Source organism: Paeniglutamicibacter sp. Y32M11 (genome assembly GCF_019285735.1).
Lineage (GTDB): Bacteria > Actinomycetota > Actinomycetes > Actinomycetales > Micrococcaceae > Paeniglutamicibacter.
In genome coordinates this window covers 2,313,378-2,332,203 of the sequence record NZ_CP079107.1, presented here as the reverse complement: position 1 = coordinate 2,332,203, position 18,826 = coordinate 2,313,378, and the positions used below count along the sequence as shown (strand labels likewise).

14 protein-coding genes are annotated in these 18,826 nt (G+C 61.1%); 5 read left to right on the top strand and 9 right to left on the bottom strand.

Annotated elements, in window-relative coordinates; all coding sequences use genetic code 11:
• From KUF55_RS10290 to KUF55_RS10270, 5 genes are all read right to left on the bottom strand, one after another.
• Complete coding sequence (locus KUF55_RS10290) at positions 1-1,854, bottom strand: glycosyltransferase (RefSeq protein ID WP_218816565.1); 1,854 nt, start codon at positions 1,852-1,854, stop codon at positions 1-3.
• A 246-nt stretch (positions 1,855-2,100) separates the two neighbouring features.
• Entirely contained in the window at positions 2,101-3,132 is a 1,032-nt protein-coding gene (locus KUF55_RS10285) for an NAD(P)-dependent oxidoreductase (protein WP_218816564.1), read from the bottom strand.
• The gene (locus tag KUF55_RS10280) at positions 3,129-5,717 is read right to left on the bottom strand and encodes an alpha/beta fold hydrolase (RefSeq protein ID WP_370630909.1); all 2,589 of its coding nucleotides are present in this window, start codon (positions 5,715-5,717) and stop codon (positions 3,129-3,131) included. Before KUF55_RS10280 ends, KUF55_RS10285 begins: the two co-directional genes overlap by 4 nt.
• Complete coding sequence (locus KUF55_RS10275) at positions 5,714-6,739, bottom strand: 3-oxoacyl-ACP synthase III (RefSeq protein ID WP_218816563.1); 1,026 nt, start codon at positions 6,737-6,739, stop codon at positions 5,714-5,716. Before KUF55_RS10275 ends, KUF55_RS10280 begins: the two co-directional genes overlap by 4 nt.
• A gap of 458 nt (positions 6,740-7,197) precedes the next feature.
• Positions 7,198-8,622, bottom strand: a complete 1,425-nt coding sequence (locus tag KUF55_RS10270) for a glucose-6-phosphate dehydrogenase (protein WP_218816562.1) — start codon at positions 8,620-8,622, stop codon at positions 7,198-7,200.
• 114 nt (positions 8,623-8,736) lie between these two features.
• Between KUF55_RS10270 and ffh the strand changes: the two genes are divergently transcribed.
• Positions 8,737-10,290, top strand: a complete 1,554-nt coding sequence (gene ffh / locus KUF55_RS10265; RefSeq protein ID WP_132357952.1) for a signal recognition particle protein — start codon at positions 8,737-8,739, stop codon at positions 10,288-10,290.
• Positions 10,280-11,533 (top strand): hypothetical protein, encoded by a 1,254-nt coding sequence (locus tag KUF55_RS10260; protein ID WP_218816561.1) that lies wholly within the window; start codon positions 10,280-10,282, stop codon positions 11,531-11,533. The genes ffh and KUF55_RS10260 overlap by 11 nt, the downstream gene beginning before the upstream one ends.
• Before the next feature lie 879 nt (positions 11,534-12,412).
• Here the strand turns inward: KUF55_RS10260 and KUF55_RS10255 are convergent.
• The 3 genes from KUF55_RS10255 to KUF55_RS10245 all read right to left on the bottom strand — a co-directional run bounded on the left by KUF55_RS10255 (position 12,413) and on the right by KUF55_RS10245 (position 14,734).
• The gene (locus tag KUF55_RS10255) at positions 12,413-12,832 is read right to left on the bottom strand and encodes a hypothetical protein (RefSeq protein WP_218816560.1); all 420 of its coding nucleotides are present in this window, start codon (positions 12,830-12,832) and stop codon (positions 12,413-12,415) included.
• 562 nt (positions 12,833-13,394) lie between these two features.
• Complete coding sequence (locus KUF55_RS10250) at positions 13,395-14,375, bottom strand: hypothetical protein (RefSeq protein WP_218816559.1); 981 nt, start codon at positions 14,373-14,375, stop codon at positions 13,395-13,397.
• A complete protein-coding gene (locus KUF55_RS10245) occupies positions 14,372-14,734 on the bottom strand; it encodes a PadR family transcriptional regulator (protein ID WP_132357944.1) in 363 nt (120 codons plus the stop codon). Before KUF55_RS10245 ends, KUF55_RS10250 begins: the two co-directional genes overlap by 4 nt.
• Before the next feature lie 216 nt (positions 14,735-14,950).
• Between KUF55_RS10245 and KUF55_RS10240 the strand changes: the two genes are divergently transcribed.
• Complete coding sequence (locus KUF55_RS10240) at positions 14,951-15,820, top strand: VOC family protein (protein WP_218816558.1); 870 nt, start codon at positions 14,951-14,953, stop codon at positions 15,818-15,820.
• A gap of 385 nt (positions 15,821-16,205) precedes the next feature.
• Here KUF55_RS10240 and KUF55_RS10235 read toward each other — a convergent pair whose 3' ends face one another.
• On the bottom strand, positions 16,206-16,505 hold the full coding sequence (locus KUF55_RS10235; RefSeq protein ID WP_218816557.1) for a hypothetical protein: 300 nt from the start codon (positions 16,503-16,505) through the stop codon (positions 16,206-16,208).
• A 942-nt stretch (positions 16,506-17,447) separates the two neighbouring features.
• Between KUF55_RS10235 and KUF55_RS10230 the strand changes: the two genes are divergently transcribed.
• Both KUF55_RS10230 and KUF55_RS10225 read left to right on the top strand, forming a co-directional pair.
• Positions 17,448-18,644: a glycosyltransferase family 2 protein gene (locus KUF55_RS10230; protein ID WP_255556961.1), complete on the top strand. Its 1,197-nt coding sequence runs from the start codon at positions 17,448-17,450 to the stop codon at positions 18,642-18,644.
• A 4-nt stretch (positions 18,645-18,648) separates the two neighbouring features.
• Entirely contained in the window at positions 18,649-18,813 is a 165-nt protein-coding gene (locus KUF55_RS10225) for a hypothetical protein (protein ID WP_168153098.1), read from the top strand.
• Positions 18,814-18,826 lie beyond the last annotated feature (13 nt).

Sequence of the window (18,826 nt, the reverse complement as noted above, 5' to 3'; positions counted from 1 at the left end):
TTACTTGATGCTCAGGTTTCCATACTTCGTTAAATAGGGCACGGCCTGGACCCGGGGACCAGCTCCAAGCCGGATGGATCGGGCTAACCCATCCACGGAGATTTCCACACTGAGGTCTAAGGCTTCGCCACCAGGGAACGCTGTCCTCATCCCCGCTGCGACTCTAAACGAGTAGATTCCTTCGGCTTCTCGATACGGCACCAGCTTCTCCTGTGGGTCTCCGACGTTGCCTCGTTCACGAATCGACAACTCAAGGCCAGTGAGCCTATCGGGCGACGCATCTAACGCGACGTCCACGTCGAAGTCGCCGTCCGCATGGAACCGAATACCGGCCAGTCGGGCGGCGTAGGCGGTGAGTTCGTCGCGGATTTTCTTGTTGATGCGAGCCTTGTCTCTGGCTTCCTGCCAGCGAGCAAAATTCTCGTTGCTGCCAAAGGCCTTTGCAGAGGTAAATGCTGCCTGAGACATGGTGGCGCATAAAGCGTCGTCGTTGAGCAGCAGGGACAGCGCGGCTGCGGCGGACTCCTTGTCATTGAGGGAAAACAGGAATCCGTTGTGCTGATGATTGATCATGTCCCGTGGACCAAAATCTACGTCGAAGGCGATGGGTACACAGCCATGCGCCTGCGCCTCCATGACAGCCAACGGTTGGCCCTCAAACTTGCTACACAACAACAACACTCGGGCAGCATCCAACCGATTGCTGACATCATCCACAAAGCCGTGGAAGGTCACTAAATGTTCGATACCGCGGGTGCTGACAAAATCTTGAAGCATCTGGCGCTGGTCGCCGTCACCGATGAGATTTAAGTGCACGGGGGTGCCGGAGGCCGCGACGGCTTCGACGATTTCGATGGCAGTCTGGAGATTCTTGCCCTTGGTGAGGCGGCCCACGTGCAGTACTTCGGTGGGCTCGCGTAGCTTAAAGGCCGGAAATGTCTCCGCTCCATCCACGGGATTGCCGATGACTTGGGTATTTGATGCCCCACTAAACCGTCCGAGGAATGCCGTCCGCTGCGACTCGGTGAGGAAGGTCAGGCCGTCCCAGTCATCACGATTCTTGATGATCTTTTCGTGGGCGGTCGTGAGTCTTCCGGTCTGGGTATCCTGACCCGCCTCGATATGGGTGCTGTGGAAGTTGTAGAACTTCAGTGCCGTCGGGTGATGCCAGAGGTTGAGGAACGCGGCGGAATACTTACTATCCACGATGATGTCGGCACCGGTTTGATCCACGATTTCGGTGAGCCAATGTCGGTAGAGTTGCGCTGCGCTGGAGAATTCGGCAATCGCGGACCCCTCGGCGGCCAGTAGCTGTAAATACCGTGAAGGCGCGTCGGGCGCACGAGGGTTGGGGACCTTGATATCCACAAGATAAGGACTTTGATCAGTCCGGAAGTAAGTGCGACGGGACAATTGGTTGTTCATGGGCGATTCTTCGACGATGCAGAACAGCGTCTGATCGACCGGGCGAGTCAACCGTTCGGTTTCGGTCCAGGTGACGTCAGTTCCACGCGGACGAATGGAGGCCTTTTGTGGCGCAGTGGGATAACGACCCGCATAGTATTCGTGCAAGTTCAACAACGGAACCGCGGGATTCAGCTTCCCATTCTCGGTAAGAATCGTGCGGATTCGTTGCAGATCTGGCCTAGCGTCAAACGTGACGACCGCGCTCGGAATACCGCGATCGTGGAACATCCCCGAGCGCTTCAGGCACATGGCCGTCATTCCACCGAATTCTTCCTCCACCGACCACGTCACCATGAACGCTGGAATGGCGTTGGGCAGGGTGGAAGCTGGTCGGCTCACCAACAACTCGGAGGTGCTGATTGTGCTGTCGGGGTTCAAAGATGGCATCGAATGAAGTTCCTTTGCATCAAGGGCGAGGATGGAAACCTCGTTGACTACACGCTACCGACTGAACCTTTGAAAATGGTCAATAACCCATGGTTCTAGCGAGCCGTCGTTGAACGACCCGCCACAACGCAGGAAACCGCACAATGTCCTGCCCCACAACTGCAATTCGCCGTCCGCCGTGGAAAGTCAGAGGCTCCCGTGCCAAACGGGCCGACTCGATCACCACCGGGTCAAAAGCACAATCCGTTAGTTTGAGTTGTTCTTCGTGCACCCTGCGCCATAGTAGGCAGCAAGCCGCTCGAGCCCCTCATCAAGGCCGACCGTAGGAACCCAGTCGAGCACCTCGCGGGTTTCGCGCTGGTCAAACCAATGGGCGGTGGAGAGCTGTTCGGCCAGGAACTTGGTCATCGGCGGTTCATCGTTCACCAAATGCGCGGCTCCGGCGGCCTGCCAGATGCGCTCGATGACCGAACCAGCACCGCGTGCCAACCAGCCCGGAACGCTGAAGGCTGGAGCCTTGGCGCCGCCAGCCACACAAATCCCCGCCATGAGCTCGCCCACCGGCCGCGGTTCGCCATTGGTGACCACCAGGGCTCGCCCGTGGGCGTGATCCATCCGCTCGAGTCCGCGCACGATGGCCGATGCCGCATTGTCGATGTAGGTGGTATCAATCAGCGCTGCCCCGCCATCAAGCAGGGGAAGCCGAGAATCCTTGGCACGCTGAATCACGCGCTCCACCAATTGGGTGTCCCCGGGACCCCAGACCACGTGCGGCCTAATGGCCGTCACGCGGAAATCGGCGCGGTCAGCGGCCAGAGCAGCGAGCTCGGCAGCGGCCTTGGAACGCGCGTAATTCCCGTGCGCCAGATCGGGATTCGCTACCCCGGCGCCGGCCCCGGTGATCGCTGCACCGAAGTGTGCCACCGACGGGGAGGAAACGAACACGAAGTCGCGTATTCCCGCGTTCTGCGCCGCCTCAAGCAGGGTGGTGGTGCCGGTGATGTTGGTGGCCACGAAGTCGTGCCAGGAACCGGTGAAGGAAACCTTCGCCGCCAGGTGGATGACCGCATCCATGCCGGTGACGGCACGGCGCACGGCGGCCGGATCGGTCAGGGAACCGAGCACCTCATCCGTGGCACCGGGGGAGGGTCGACGCTGAAAGGTCCGCACCCGGTGACCCTGGGCGCGCAATAATGCCGCGACGGCGCCACCGAGTAGCCCGCTGGCGCCGGTGACCAAGACATTTTTTACGCTGCCATCGCCGGTATTTTCGCTCATGGGTTGCGGATCCGTCCGCCGGCCAGAGTCTGCGTGGCCCATCGGGCCAGCGCGGCCCGATCGATCTTGGAGTTGTGCCTGATGTCGGTGGGTAACTCCGGAACCACCAAAACGGCCGAGACGCTGGTGCCGGTGGCCGCGACGGCCGCGCGAACTGCCCGAGCCAGCTCCGGCGTTGCGGGGGCGGAGCGTTTGGCCGCTGGCACCGTTTCCATGATCAATACCGCGGCCTGAGTGCCGGCGGGGCCCACGCCCACCAGTGCCGCCCGGCCGGTACCGTTCACCGATTCGGCGGCATGTTCTGCCGCAACGGGTGTGCTGGGACCGTTGGGGGTGAGCAACACATGGCCCAGTCGTCCTTCCACCCAAAGTCGTCCGGAAGCATCAAGGTGCCCCACGTCCCCGGTGCGGTGCCAGCCGGGAATGGAGGTGCTGATGTTTTCGGTGATCCAGAGCCTGTCATAGCGGTCCTTCACATGCGGTGCCCGCACCAGGATTTCTCCGGTCACGTTCGGGCTACTCAGGGGTTCGGCAGAGGCGGAACCGTCGGCATTCAGTGCGGCGATGGCCACCTGGGCACCGGAGACCGGGGTGCCGACACAGACACCATTTCCACTACCCGCGGCACGGATGCCGGGCAGGTCGATGTCTGTGACGGGAAGTGCCTCGGTCATCCCGTAGGGGGTGTGTACCGCGGCTGCGGGCACCAATGCTTGGACCCTGTCCAACAACGGTTCCGGGATCGGTGCCCCGGCCGAAAGCAACAGGTCCACCTTGGCCAGTGCCGTCCGCTGTGCGGCGGTGAGCTGATCTGCCGTTGCCAAGACATTGGCCAGTGCGGCGGGCGAAGCGAAGACGGTGGTGGCATCCACGGCCGCCGCGGCATTGGCCAGAGCCTGCGCGGTGAGCGTGCGCGGGGCCGTGACATCCATGTCCGGGGTCACCGAGGTGGCACCCAAGGCCGGACCCAGCAGGGCAAAGGGCGCAAAGCCCGCCACCAGGGCGGAGCCGGCGCGCAGGTTGTAGGTCTGCGCTAGGGTGTCCCGCATGGCCGCGAGCTGGCGGTGGGTATAAACCACGCCCTTGGCCGGGCCGGTGGAACCGGAGGTGAAGAGCACCGCGGCATCGGCATCCGGATCTGCGGCCGGGATCTGCTGCCGCGCAGCTTCGCTGGTCGCACCGGCGGTGAGCAGCTCGTTGATGGTGTGCTTGACGCCCAGTAGCTTGCGCTTGGCCGTCGGCAGGTCATTTACGCTGATGCGAATCCCGGGCCAGTTCAGGAACCGTGCCCCGGACAGCGCGCGGTCGATGCCGATCAGATAGCTGGGTCCTGCGCCGCGGATGGCGCGGCCCAGGCCCTTGGTGCCCAGGCCCGCATCTGCCACCACGATGACGGCGCCCAGGCGCAGGCAGGCGTAGATCAGGGAGGTGAGTTCAATGCCCGGCGGGACCAGGAGATTCACACGCTTACCTGGGCCGACGCCGATCTGGGACAAGCCGCGGGCCAGGGAATTAACCCTGGTGCCCAACTCGGACCAGGACAGGGACATGGGTGGGTTGATGTCTAGTACCGCGAGGCTTTGATCCGCCGTGCGTTCATCCAGCTCGGCCAGCATCGGGCGGTAGTTAGCCAATGTGCTGGCACGGTTTGCCTCGTGCTGCTGGGTGTTATTTGTGAGCCAGTCGAAAATCGGGGTGGCCACGTCGCGGTCCTCGGGCAGCAGGTGCCCGGCACCCTCAAAACGGTGCACCGACGCGTGGGGGAGTCGGAAGATCAGATCTCTGAGGTAGCGGTCGGAGAATACCGGGTCCTTGGGCCCCCAGAGCAGCAGGGCGGGGACGGTGAGCTGGCGGATACCTTCGGAAATATCGTTCAGCGCCGGTCGGCTCGGGTGATCTTTGGTGAAGGGAATATCGGCCACGAAGTTTGCTACGCCGGTGCGTCGTGCCGATGACACATACGGAGACATGAAGCTGCGGCGAATCTGTGGTTCCAGGGCCGGATGGGCCAAGGAATGGGTGGTGCGCAGGAAGGCGTCGGTGGTTTTGGTGCCCCATGGGTGAACCGCGGGGTGTGAGGCCAACTTCAGGGCGGCGGGAAGTTCGAAGCCCGCCGGGTGCACCGCGGTATTGGTGAGCACCACGTTGGCCAGCAGCTCGGGGTGTTTCAGGGCCCAGCCCAGGGAAATAATGCCTCCCCAGTCGTGTCCCACCGTGGTGACCGGTCCGGCCAGATCCAGAGTCTTGGTGAGATCGGACAGGTCATTAACCCGATCTGCAAGGCGGCGGAAAACTCCGGTGCGGGTGGAGAATCCCATGTCCAGCTGGTCAACTGCCACCACGCGCCAGGGCAGTTGGTGTTCGCGAACGTGGTTCAGCAGGCTGCGCCACAGGTAGGACCAGGTGGGGTTGCCGTGCACACAGAGCAGGGTGCCGATGGGGGTTACGCCCGCCGCGGCAAGCTCTGCTTCATTGTCCAGGAGGTGCCACTGGTGGGTGGTTCCGGGTGCGTCCACGGCGGTGGTCGACGGAACCATGAGCGTGCGCGAGGAAGAGCGCAACACGCCGGGAAAAATCTCAGTCACCAGGCCAGCTCCATCATGGCGGTGTTCAGCCCGGAGCCCACGCCCATGCAGAGCACCCGATCGCCGGGCTTCAGGGTCTTGGCTTCCTGCGACAGCGTCATGGGTAGGGACGCGGGTCCCACATTGCCCCACTTGGGGAACGTGATCGGCACTCGGTCGCGGACCAGGCCCACGGCCTTGATGATGGCATTGGTGTAGGAATTGGATACCTGGTGGGTCACGTAGCGATCCATCGACTTCCAGTCCCAGCCCGATTCGTGGGCCTCGTCCCAGGCGTTGACCACCAGTTCCAGACCGTTATCCAGTAGGCCCTTGGTGTCGGTGTACATGCCCGAGGGGCCACCAACACAGAGTTCGTGGTGCTCGGTACCCGCGCGGGACACGCCGCCAAGAATGCGGTGTGCGCCGGGGTGAGCATCGGCCGGGCCGATTACCGCCGCAGCGGCTCCCGAACCCAGGGTGAGGGTGGCGAACTCGCGCAGGTAATCTTCCCGGGTGGAGGTCTCGGCGTTGAGTCGAGCAAAGGTGGTTTCCTGGGTCGGCTGGGCATCTTCGCCGGCGACCACAAGGGCGTACTTGATCTGTCCGGAGTCGATCATGTTGGCGGCCAGGTTCATGCCATTCACAAAGCCGAGGCAGGCGTTGGCCACGTCGAAGTTCATCGCGGAGGAGGGCAAACCGAGTTCATGGTGGACCCTGGACGCCACGGACGGTTCGAGGTTCTTGCGGGTGACGGAGGTATTGATTAGCAGGCCAATTTGGCTCGCATCGATACCGGCTTCGGCCATCGCTTTGCCACCGGCCTCAACTGCAGCATCATCAAAGCTGGTCCCCTCGGCCCACCAACGGCGTTCCATCACGCCCGCAACACGTTCGAGCAATCGTTTTGAGAGGCGCAGCCGTTTCAGGCTAGGGGCCAGGCGTTCGTCAAAGGCCTTGGAGGTCATGACCACCGGAGCTTGCACGCTGGTGACGGCAAGAAGAGCCGAATTATGGTGCCGAAACGTTGCGTTGCCGTTCAAAATCTAGCCTTTGTGTCGGGGCTGTCGCGCCCGTAAAGGGCGTGATGAAATAGGGAGATCGATAGCGTCGGGGATGCCAACGCAAAAGTGTCCTTTACCTACCGTATTGCCTACGTCCCCTTGGCGCACATGTGGACGCGCCACATGGCGGCGAGGCGTGGGCAGCAGAATTCTTGGGGGCACGGTCCACGAAACCCCACAGATTAGCGGTATTTGCTTCGTGTAGTGATTTCCGAGTGGCCAACCGCACTCAGCGGGAGTTTCCCTAAGAGCGTCAGCGGATTGGTGGTTAATCACGTTTCCTGCACTGCTTTGCCGAGGCCCGCAGCGCTCTCTTATGCCGGAGGTCTTAGCGGCAGGGAGGGTTAAATGACGATGTTGGGTACCGGAATCCGGTACCCAACATCGTGCTGGCCGTTGCTCGCGGGGACCACTGGTAAGACGCAAGCCGCAGCGGACTACTTTTTCTTAGCTCCGCTGGTTTCCCATGCCGTGGGGCCGTTGGAGCCGGCGCTGTATTCATCGAGTGGAACGGCATTTTTGGCCCAGGCGGCAAGGATGGGATCCACGATGCGCCAGCATTCCTCGGCCGTATCCCCGCGTACCGACAGCGTCGGATCTCCGGAGATCACACCGAGCAAGACTTCACCGTAGGGCAGCAGATCGGGGGAGTTGAGCTCGGCGACCATGGTCACGGCGTCCAAGGTGTACAAATCGCCGGGCCCATTCACGTCCAGATCCAATTCCAGCGTGTCGGGTCCAAAACCGATCCGCAGCGTGGTGGGGGCGTCTGAGCCCTTGAACCCGGTCGGTAGGTGCGACACCGGACGGAAGGTGATGATCGCTTCCTTGCGCGCCTTTCCTAACGCCTTGCCGGCGCGCAGGATGAAGGGCACCCCGGCCCAGCGTGAGTTGTTGATATTCAGCGTTACCTCGGCCAGAGTTTCGGTCTGCAGGGTTGCATCCACCCCCTTCTCGGAGGCGTAATCGGGAACGGCCCGGCCCAGCGAGGTGCCGGCGGTATACCTGGCGCGACGGGTGGAATTTTCCGGGGTGCCGGCCAATGCGGTCGCCCGGAGGACCGAGCCGAGGTGATCACGGACATCGCGCTCGCCCAGTGTTGCCGGGGCATTCATGGTGAGTAGACCCAGGATCTGGAGCAGATGCGACTGGATCATGTCGCGCAGGGCGCCGGCCTTGTCGTAATAACCGGCGCGCTCCTCGAGGGCCAATTCCTCGTCGTAGAAGATCTCGATCTTCTCTACATGTTCGGCGGTGAATAGTGGTTCCAATAAGCGGTTGGCAAAGCGGAGCCCCAAAATGTTAAAGACGGTGCCCTTGCCCAGGAAGTGATCAACCCGGTGAATGTTTTCTTCGGGAACCAAACGGATGAGGGTACGGTTCAATTCCTGTGCCGAGCGTTGGTCCGAGCCGAACGGCTTTTCCATCACCAGCAAGGTGGTCTCGGGGAGCTCCCCGGGTTCCAAGACCTCACACGCCTTCTGGCTCACGGCCGGGGGCAAAGCAAAGTAAATGGCCACCGGGCCATCAAGCCGGGACACTAAGTTGGCAAGTTCTCCCGGCTTGGTCACATCAAGTTCCGCAAAATGTGTATCGTCGGCGATCAGGCCCAGCTCCGTGGCTCCAGAAGGCGTGGCGTTCTTCTTGGCTTCCTCACAAATCGTGTTCACCCGCAGCTGCCACTGCTCTTGGGAATAGCCAGGACCACCGGCTCCGGCCAGCTTGATGCCGGGAGCTCGGCCCGATCCGATGAGCCTAGCGAGACCCGGAAGAAGCAGTCTTCCGGTCAAATCGCCGGAGGCTCCGAGGATCAATAATGTGCGTACATGGTTGCCTGCATGGCCACTTGTTTCAAGGTTCACTCTCCAAGACTGCCACGTGTTGAGAAAACTGGGGCGTGTTGTTGGTAATCTTGGATGTTGAGTCCAGCGGGTTAGACCGCGCCTAACGCCCACAACGAAAGAAGTGCACGGCACGTGTTCAATTCACTCTCCGACCGCCTGACATCCACCTTCAAGAATCTTCGCGGCAAGGGACGGCTTTCCGAGGCCGATATCGACGGCACCGTCCGCGAAATCCGCCGTGCCCTGCTCGACGCCGACGTCGCCGTTTCGGTGGTGCGCGCGTTCGTGGCGCAGGTCAAGGAACGCGCCCTGGGCGAAGAGGTCTCGGCCTCGCTGAACCCGGGACAGCAGATCGTCAAGATCGTCAACGAGGAACTTGTTGGCATCCTCGGTGGGGAAACCCGTCGACTGAACCTTGCCAAGGTTGCTCCCACCGTCATCATGCTCGCCGGCCTTCAGGGTGCGGGTAAGACCACGCTGGCGGGAAAGCTGGCCAAGCACCTCAAGGCGCAGGGGCACACCCCGCTGCTGGTGGCCTGTGACCTTCAGCGTCCCAACGCAGTTAAGCAGCTGCAGGTTAACGGCGAACGTGCCGGCGTGCCGGTCTACGCACCGCACCCCGGTGTCTCCTCCGAATTTGAGGCTGCCACCGGTGACCCGGTAGCCGTGGCCCGTGATGGTGTTGCCGAGGCCAGGGCCAAGCTGCACGACGTGGTCATCGTTGATACCGCCGGACGCTTGGGCATCGATACCGAAATGATGGAGCAGGCTGCGAACATTCGCGCCGCCGTCAACCCGGACGAGGTCCTCTTTGTCATCGACGCCATGATCGGTCAGGACGCGGTTAACACCGCCCAGGCCTTCAATGACGGCGTCGGGGTCACCGGCGTGGTGCTCACCAAGCTTGATGGTGATGCTCGCGGTGGTGCGGCACTTTCGGTCGCCTCGGTCACCGGCAAGCCGGTCATGTACGCCTCCACCGGTGAGAACCTCGATGATTTCGAAATCTTCCACCCGGACCGTATGGCCTCCCGAATCCTGGACATGGGTGACATCCTCACCCTGATCGAACAGGCCGAAGCCAATTGGGACAAGGGCGAAGCCGAGCGTATGGCGAAGAAGTTCGCCGACCGCGAAGACTTCACCCTCGAGGACTTCCTGGCCCAAATGGCCCAGATCCGCAAGATGGGCTCGATGAAAAAGATCCTGGGCATGATGCCAGGATCACAGATTTCCCGCCAGCAGCTCGAGCAGTTCGACGAGTCGCAGATGGATCGCATCGAGGCCATCGTTCGCTCGATGACCCCGCACGAGCGTGTTGCGCCGAAGATCATCAACGGCTCACGCCGCGCCCGCATCGCCAAGGGCTCGGGCGTTCACGTTTCCGAGGTCAACTCGATGCTTGAGCGCTTCGGCGAGGCGCAAAAGATGATGAAGAAATTGGCCTCGGGCGGAGCCATCCCGGGCATGCCCGGCGGCCGCGGCGGAGCCAAAAAGGCTGCCAAGTCAAATGCAAAGAAGAAGCAGCAGAAGTTCGGCAATCCGGCCAAGGCAGCCCAGCTTGCCGCAGCGGAAGCCAACAAGGCCAAGGCGCCCTCCGGAGCTGCCTTCGGTGCCGGGAACAAGGACTTTGATCCCGCGGATCTGAACTTGCCGAAGGGGTTTGAGAAGTTCCTTGGTAAGTAGCCCACAAGGCACGCAGGGAGGCGAAAAGCCCGAATGGCTGATCGCCTCCCTTGCACTGATTTTTGAGGATCCCAGTGGGGAAGACTCCCACCGACGCGTGAGGCAAAACCTGCAAGCGCGCAATAGCGTTTCCTTGCTGGCCGCCCCCGTTTCTTGGGGAAAACTCTCGGTCGTCGAGATGGCACTCGCGGTGAGCCCCGATGGGTACATCGTGATGGCCGATGAGGCCGGTGAAATCAGCTTTGGGCAGCAGATCGAGGGCTTCGCCATTGCGTTGAAGCGTGGTACCGGCGCACGCTACGCCGACTTCGAAGGCGTGGATGCCGAAAGCGGCGAACCCATCAACGACGAGGCACTCGAGCAGCCCACCGGTGGGCGTTCGGTACTGCTGGGGTCCTTCAGCGAATCTGACGTGGCGAGCTTTGCTGGTGTTACCAAAACAGCGTGGCACTACTTCCGTACCGAACACGCTGACGTGGCTATCCACGAGGGCTACATGCCCGAAATTATGCTGTCAAAGTCCATATTCCCGGCCATCATGCTCTCTCGGATGGGCCCGCGGTTCTCGATGGTCTTTTGGTTTAAAGGTCAAAGTAAGAAGCTGCATGGCTATCCAGGATTCGGCCACGGTTGGTCAGTTGCCGCTCACCCGGTGCTGGATGCGACTCCGGGTACCAAATCGGCCGAGGTCGCGGCGTTCCTCGCGCGTGAATGGCTTGCACCGGATCTTGAATCCATTGCCCAACTCGCCCAATACGGCATCGGGGATTCGACCATCACCCAACTTAATGACGCCCTGGGCGGCAGCGGTTCGATCGAGAAATTGAGTTCGGTCCTAGAAATTTTTGGGCGTAGCGGGTTGCTGGCGGAGTATGCCGAGAAAGACGAGCTCCCGCCGGCCGCACGTCTGGTGGCACCGCGCGGATTAGGTGCAACGGTTGCCAGCTCGATGGATGCAGAAGCACGCGGGAATGGATCCTTGACCGATTCGGTTCGTCCCGATACTCATGCCATGAAGCGCTTCCGAAAGTTCTTTAACCCGCTGCGATGGCGTCCGCAAAGCCAACTGATCTGGGGCGTAGTGCAGTCCTTGGTGGCCATCGCGCTGCTGGTGCTCACCGACTGGGATGAGCCCCGGATCCCTTTGTGGGCAGTGATTGTCGTTACCGGAATCTGGGCCCTTGATGCGGTCTCCAATATCGGGATCGGTTTCTGGCGTTCTTCACGAAAGAACGGAAAGTAGCCATATCTGAAAACCGAAATGCTCGGTTTCCTGCCTCTGCCCGAGGGCGTTTGCTCAACTGTTCCTTTTTGATTGGGAACACTTATCGGTAGGCGCGCCGTTATCCAAGGACGTTGCGAAAAGTAGACGGCATTTGAGGCAACCAGATCATCCCAAAGAATCACCATTGCCAAGATCAATGCGTGCGTCAAAGGTCCGGGGGTAGCGGCTCCCGAACCGCCGCAATTGGTGTTGATCGCGAAGATCAAACAACCGCTGCTGCACCGGCCGTGGGGACTGCTGAGTCGGGTGTTCCCATGGGCGGGGTCGCAAAATCCTCTGAGTTAATTTTGGCAGAATGCGACATGAACAGTTCTCCTCGCAGCTAGCACTCGAGTCGCACGAAGCATGCGTAAAAGGTCGGCGTGAGTTCAGCCTCGGGAGTGCCGCGCCAATCACTGTAAACCGTTGCCTGTACTCCGCTCGAACTCTGGGGTGACAGTGGCCCGGCCGAGCGTTATGGAACGGCATCAAGTGCCTAGATCTCAGGCTGAGAGGCGCCTCGAATCCTGGATCAATTGTTTTCTGGAATCGGCGCCGAGGCGTTCCGAAGTGTCGTTCGCGGGCACCGATGATCTTGGGGCAAGGTGTCCGGATATGAACGAATTCCGCCCCTCATCACAAACGTTGCGCGGTTTTAAGTGGATTGAAGACCGTTCAATCGGGTGTGAAAAAAGGGTTGCGGCTACGTTATTCGGTCGTTACATTGGGTCTTGTCATCCCGCTAGGACAGGGGTCGAAGACCGCAAGGAGAAAATCAAGTCAGATGAATACAACTCCGAACAGTTCGGAAACCAGAACGACAATGAGGAGCAGAACCTGACGGGCGGGGAAGCCGGTTCAGGTACCTTCGGTAACGAGCAGGACTCCGATGAATCTTCGGAGGGCCAGTCCGGCAACTCGAACAGCAGCAGCGAGCAGTCCGGTGGCTTCGGTAGCGACCAGGTGTCCGATGGTTCGGGTTCCAGTCAGTTTGGCAACTCCGGTAGCAGCGAAGAGCAGTCGGAGTTCGGTGGCGAGTCCCAGCAGGGCGGATTCGGCAGCAACGAAGAGCAGCCCGGTGGCTTCGGTGGCGAGTCCCAGCAGGGTGGATTCGGCAGCAACGAAGAGCAGTCCGGTGGCTTCGGTAGCGACCAGGAGTCCGAAGGTTCGGGTTCCAGCCAGTTTGGTAACTCCGGTAGCAGTGAAGAGCAGTCGGAGTTCGGCGGCGAGTCCCAGCAGGGCGGATTCGGCAGCAACGACAACTAAGTTCCTTGTCAAAGGTTGGCTTTGACCTAAGGACGAAGCGCGGTTCCGATCTGGTGAACGGTAGCGTGAAAAAGTAAATGGGTGCAGATTCCACGTTCGGGATCTGCACCCATTTACGTCTCCGAACGATCTTTGCGGGGGAATCAACCACGGTGATGACGCACCGATGCCGTTGGCTGGGGCGCTAGGGGTTAGATAGGAGTGCGTTATGGGCCTATGCCTTCCGCCACCGCTATATTCTTGTTTGCCCTAGCTGCGCTCGTCCCGCCCTACCAATGACATCAGCCACTGTGCCACGAGCCCACGTTCATGATGATCTCTCAGATCTGCAGTCGGGCCGACAAATATCCGAGCCTTTGCTCGGCGGTTACGAGGCGATGATCGATCGGAGGCCGCGCTCTAGCGGAGGCACAAGATCATCGAGCTGACCAGATTGCGACTGGCCTGAACCCCATTCGTGGTCGAAGATGGATGAGAGCTGAGACGTGGCAGCCACGCGGAACCGAGAGCGGGATCCTGCCAGATAATGACGTTTGCAACGCAACCTCATGGGCTAGTGAATAGCTGCACCCCGTTAGCTCAAGCTGCCGACGGGCTTTGCGCGCATGGCTGTGTCGCGGCGGACCTTGCGCAACGGATCAATCAGATTCCAGATCACGACGCCGATAGTGATGATGATGATCGTTACATTCAGGTGCAGGGACGCATCTGACCACCCCTCGGTGACCAAGCGGGCGATAAAACGTGGCTCAAACAAGGAATCGGTGGCAGCTAGCCAAACCACAGGTACGGCAACCAGTAGTTCCAGGATGGTGTTGATGGCCACGAAGCGCCACGACCAGCCGCCGGCACGATAGCGGACAAACTCCAGCACCGCGGTGGCCAAAAGGCCAGCCATCAGCAGGGGAATCCAGAATGGCCATAGCTCGGTGTTGAGAGTCGGCATCGATTGGCCCTGCGCATCCATAAAGGGAGAGTTGAAGTGTTGCCACGGTAGGTAGGCTACGGCAATGAGTGCCACGAGCACCGCCGCAATGGTGTCGCCCAAACGTACTCCTCCTGCCGGGGTGTCCGGAAGCGTCGTCGGGTCCCACTTCGGTTTCGCCTCCTTGGAACCGGGGTTGCGCTCAATGAGCGCAAAGATCAGGGTGACCCAGAAGAACATGTGCATGGCCACACCAAGTCCGGCGAGGATTCCACCGGAAACGATTTCGCCAGCATCACCACCGCTGAGCAATTTACCCAGCATCACCGCGAAAGCAACGACCGGCAACACGGTGGCCGCAAGGATCTTAAGCAGGCGGATATACGTGGGGAAGTAGTCGGGGCCAATCAGGTGGAGAGGTTTGTTCGAATAGTCGGCCGCCAGACGCATCGGATCACCGAGTTCCAGCAGCACGGCGCGCTCGACATCCTCCTGCGGGGTCCCGGCATCGAGGCGTGCCTCTCTCAGGTCTGCGATGGCCGCAGTGACCTCGGCCTCCACATCTTCACGTTGGGATTCGGGCACGGATCGGGACACGGCCGTGACGTATCGGCTGGACAAGCTGCTCATGGCAACTCCTTGAGGGGTGTATTTGGTTCTTCGGAACGCAGTGCGTTGAGGGAAGTGGCCAAGTGGTTCCACTCGGCCGTGAGCGAGTCAAGCAGGCTTCTGCCGGCCTGACTGGTCTTGTACATCTTGCGTGGACGGGACTCGGAGGTGTCCCACTCGGCGTCCAATAGTTCCTGTTTTTCCAGGCGACGCAACAGCGGGTAAAGCGTGTTGGCATCCACGCTCAGCCCAGATTTCTCCAGCACCGCTAGCAGGCCGTAACCGTAGCCCGGCGTTTCTAGGGTGGCCAGCGCGGCCATCACCACGGTTCCGCGGCGAAGTTCTTGCTGGTGTCCGGCCAGGACCTCTTCATCGATCATGTTTCACACGATACTGTGTCACACACACTATTGTCCATGGCAAGAAATCGACAATTTGTAAATTAGCATTTTCGATCGGGGCGTCGAGGCTCCGGGCACGTCTCCCGCCGGTTCTGCTGTGACCGAGGAAGCATCTTAATTAGTTGTAGCTTCAACAAAAGAGTGCAATACTTGAACCAGAACAAGCCACCAGCCGCATTCCAAGGAGTCACCGCCATGAGCACCAGCACCCAAGACCAACTGTCAGCAGATCTGGCCATGGGCACCGTCATGCTCAAGGTCGGCGACATGAAAAAGATGAGCACCTACTACCAGAAGGCCCTGGGCCTCGAGATTCTCTCCGAAGGAGCGGCCGGTACCGCACTCGGGCGCCGTGGACTCGAACTTGTCCACCTCTCCGACGGCAAGGGCCTGAGCCTTCCGTCCCGCGGCGAGGCCGGGCTATTCCACACCGCACTGCTCTTTGACTCGCAATCGGATCTCGCTGCCACCGTGCTGGCCGCCGCGCAGTTCGATGGCTCGCTGTTCACCGGCAGCTCGGATCACTTGGTTTCCGAAGCCTTCTACTTCAACGACCCCGAGGGCAATGGTATCGAGCTCTATTGGGACCGGCCCCGCGATACCTGGACCTGGAACGGGGATACCGTAGCCATGGACACCATTTATCTTGATCCGAACGAGTACCTCAACAAACACGTCAACGAGGCTGCCGTCAGCGGACTGACCAGCGCTAGCGCCGGCATCGGTCACGTCCACCTGCAAGTTGGCGACGTCGCCACGGCCGAGAAGTTCTACGTTGACACGCTGGGCTTTGCCAAGACCACTAGCTTCCACGGCCAGGCGCTCTTTGTTTCCGCCGGTGGATACCACCACCACATGGCCATGAACGTGTGGAACTCCCGCGGTGCCGGACCCCGCAAGGACACTCTGGGCCTAGGAGAAGTTGTCATCACCGTGCCAAACAATGACGAGGTTGGCGCCCTGGCCGATCGTCTGAACGTTGCCGGGGTTGCTAACCACCACACCGGTGCCGAACTACGTTTTGATGATCCATGGGCCAACAAGATCCGTGTGGCAGTCGGCTAAGACCCAAGGGCCAGCACGCCTGCGGGCCGGGGAGCGGTGTATTGTGCACAACTTCCCGGCCCGCATTTTCTTGCCCTGCGCGCTTTTTGCTCATCCCGGCGGTGAGTGGCGCAAATTGCTGGCGCCAATACCGGTGAAGCGCCCTGCCCCCACGCTAGGTTCCTGTGCGCTGGTCATCGCGCCGACGTTGGCTGCCGCCCGCGACCGGGTCGCAGACGAACCCTCCTCGTGGCTCCCGGTGCAATGCCAACTTACGCGACCATGGGCAGCGAAGGTGCGGGCGCACATCAGCCACGGCGGGGAGTTGTCCCCGAGGACCTGGCGGCCAGCGTCTAGCTAGATGCCTTCGCCCATGCCTCCACTCGCTTCCGCAGGCTACTGCGCGCTACGGGGCCACCAATAGGCCAGCTCCCCGATGCTCCCGGAAGGCCTCCGGCTCAACCCGATCGCCGTGTGCGACTGAGGCATGCCCGTGAGTAGCGATTCGCCGGTGCTGCTGGCGGTTGACAGTTTCCCTGATGGTCGGTTTCGGCAGCTCGCGGCTGAGCCGTATGCCCACCGACCCGTTTCCGATGGTTTTGATTGGGCCTTCGGCGCTGAAGGCGTTGATGGCGCCGAAGTTCAGAAATCCGATGCCGCTGGCGCCGTGCGCGGTGACGTTGCCCTTGGCTGTCCACGATGCCACCTTGCCTCAGTTGCCCGGGACCATGTCGCCCTCCCGTGGTTGGGGGTCGTTCCGAGGTTGAGCACCTGTTTGGTCCGGTTGCCGCCAACAATGCGGACGCCGTGGCCGATCAAATCCGGGATCTCGGCGCCATGCTTCCGTCGAAAAAACGTCCCCGGGTGCTCAGTCGTTCCAACTCCACCGTGCCGAGGTCAGGGATCCCGGCGGTGTTACCGTGGCCGCCGACAAATAATCCGCCTCCACTCACCGGGGAATCGGCGGAGCCGGCCGAGAGGTTTTCCCGCCGAACGGTCAAAACCACCGATCCATCGGCCCACCGGTTCCACGGGGTGAAGGCGCTCCGCATGCCCACAACACCGAAGCCGGCCGGTCCGTTCGCCCCCTCGTGTCGGCCTCGGCGCCATGGACGGCGTTGGCCTCAACGCGGCCCACGCGAATGTTGCCCTCGATGCTGAGCTAGATCCGTCCGTGGGTGGCACCTTGCGCAGACGCAGCGTGCCACCTAATTTCACGTCCTTGGCAGAGACCGCCGATTCGCCGCCGCGCCGGCTGAATCGCGACGGCAAGGTCAGCGACGCGATACCCCGGATGCCCCCCAGAAACCTCAATGTTCTGGAACCGGAGGCCAGGGACCCGCCGATCCGAGCAAGATGACTGACCTTAAAAACACGTCATCTGACCTACCTCCCGTCCTGGGGAATTCTCATGTCTCTGAACATTTCGATCAATCGGGCTGAACCCTAGATCCGCCACCCGGGGCCAGGGCGGCCAGGCGTGAGTCGGACGGGCCGGCGCGTGATGCCGTGGTCCCCTTCCGGGGACGGGAGGAGCTGAATAACCCGTTGGAAGTGATGCACCGTACACCTGCAGGTTTTCTTGATCCGTTCCTGTTTCAGTCCTGTTCCTTTGCTGCGGATTTCTTGCCGTTGAGTTGAGATACCCATGTCAAAGTTGAAAAACGGCAAGGAAACACGATCTGGGGAGGACCCGATGCGGCACGAAAACACCATTGGAGCAAGCGATCTCGCTTCAATATTGCAGGCTTCCAACGCGGAGTCCTCCCGCGCTTCACACCGGGCCACCGGCGGCGTGGTCACCGTCCTGGTACCGGCACACAATGAAGCCGAAGCAATCATTGAGACCCTGGAATCGCTGGGACAACAAACCCGGCGTCCAGACCGGGTGATCGTCATTGCGGACAACTGCACCGACAACACGGAGCAACTGGCCCTGGCTCAGGGTGCGGAAGTCATCTGCACGGTGGGCAACACGGACAAGAAGGCCGGCGCGCTGAACTTCGCGCTCGGCCAACTGCTCGAGGGCGCAGACCCGGATGACCTGATCCTGGTTCAGGATGCGGACTCGCAACTGGCACCAGACTTTATCGAGAACGCCGTCAGCCATCTCGGTTCCGACGACAAGCTCGGTGCGGTTGGCGGCGTGTTTCGCGGCGGTCCGGGCGGAGGATTCGTCGGCCACCTGCAACGCAACGAGTATTCCCGATACGCCCGGGACGTCAAGCGCCTAAACGGCAAATGCCTCGTCGTGACCGGAACAGCGGCGCTGTTCCGGGTGCGAACGCTGCGGGGCGTATCCCTAGCCAGAACCCAGGGCTCGCTGCCGGCGGGCAACGGACGAGGCGGGGTCTACGACACCTCGGTGCTGACCGAAGACAATGAACTTTCCTTCGCACTACTCACCCTGGGGTTCAACATCCTTTCGCCGGCCGACTGCACCCTGGTCACCGAGGTCATGCCGACCTGGCGCGAGTTGTGGGCCCAACGCCTGAGATGGAAAAGGGGCGCGGTGGAAAACTGCGTGCAGTACGGCTGGACCAAGGTCACCCGTCCCTACTGGGGGCGCCAACTCCTATCCATGGTCGGCGTCCTGGTCACCGTGGCGTACTTGGCCTCGATCGGCTACGCCGTGGGGTCGGGCGCGGGACTTCACCTCCATGCCTTCTGGATGGCGGTGACCGGAGTGTTTGTCCTCGAGCGGATCGTGACAGTGCGGCTCAGGGGATGGAAATACATGCTGTTGGCGGCGACCATGTACGAAACGGTCATTGACCTCTTCTTACAGGCTGTCCACGCCAAGGCATACATGGATGCAATGTTTAACAAGAAAAAGGTTTGGTAAAAAAATGTACAACAACCCAACGATCCCCATGGCCGCAGGCGCCGGTTCGGCGACCCTCGCCATGACTGGTGCGGGACAAATATTCTGGTTCGCCCTGGCAGGCTTCGCCATGCTGGCCCTCGGACTGGCCATCAAACGGATCGTCCCGGTCCGCGCGCGCAAGTCCTAGGTACACCACTGGC

Excerpts from the sequence above, each read along its gene's own strand:
- KUF55_RS10290 (WP_218816565.1), bottom strand. The coding sequence starts at position 1,854 with ATGCCATCTTTGAACCCCGACAGCACAATCAGCACCTCCGAGTTGTTG.
- KUF55_RS10225 (WP_168153098.1), top strand. The coding sequence starts at position 18,649 with ATGTACAACAACCCAACGATCCCCATGGCCGCAGGCGCCGGTTCGGCG.
- KUF55_RS10245 (WP_132357944.1), bottom strand. The coding sequence starts at position 14,734 with ATGATCGATGAAGAGGTCCTGGCCGGACACCAGCAAGAACTTCGCCGC.
- KUF55_RS10285 (WP_218816564.1), bottom strand. The coding sequence starts at position 3,132 with ATGAGCGAAAATACCGGCGATGGCAGCGTAAAAAATGTCTTGGTCACC.
- KUF55_RS10240 (WP_218816558.1), top strand. The coding sequence starts at position 14,951 with ATGAGCACCAGCACCCAAGACCAACTGTCAGCAGATCTGGCCATGGGC.
- KUF55_RS10250 (WP_218816559.1), bottom strand. The coding sequence starts at position 14,375 with ATGAGCAGCTTGTCCAGCCGATACGTCACGGCCGTGTCCCGATCCGTG.
- KUF55_RS10230 (WP_255556961.1), top strand. The coding sequence starts at position 17,448 with ATGTCAAAGTTGAAAAACGGCAAGGAAACACGATCTGGGGAGGACCCG.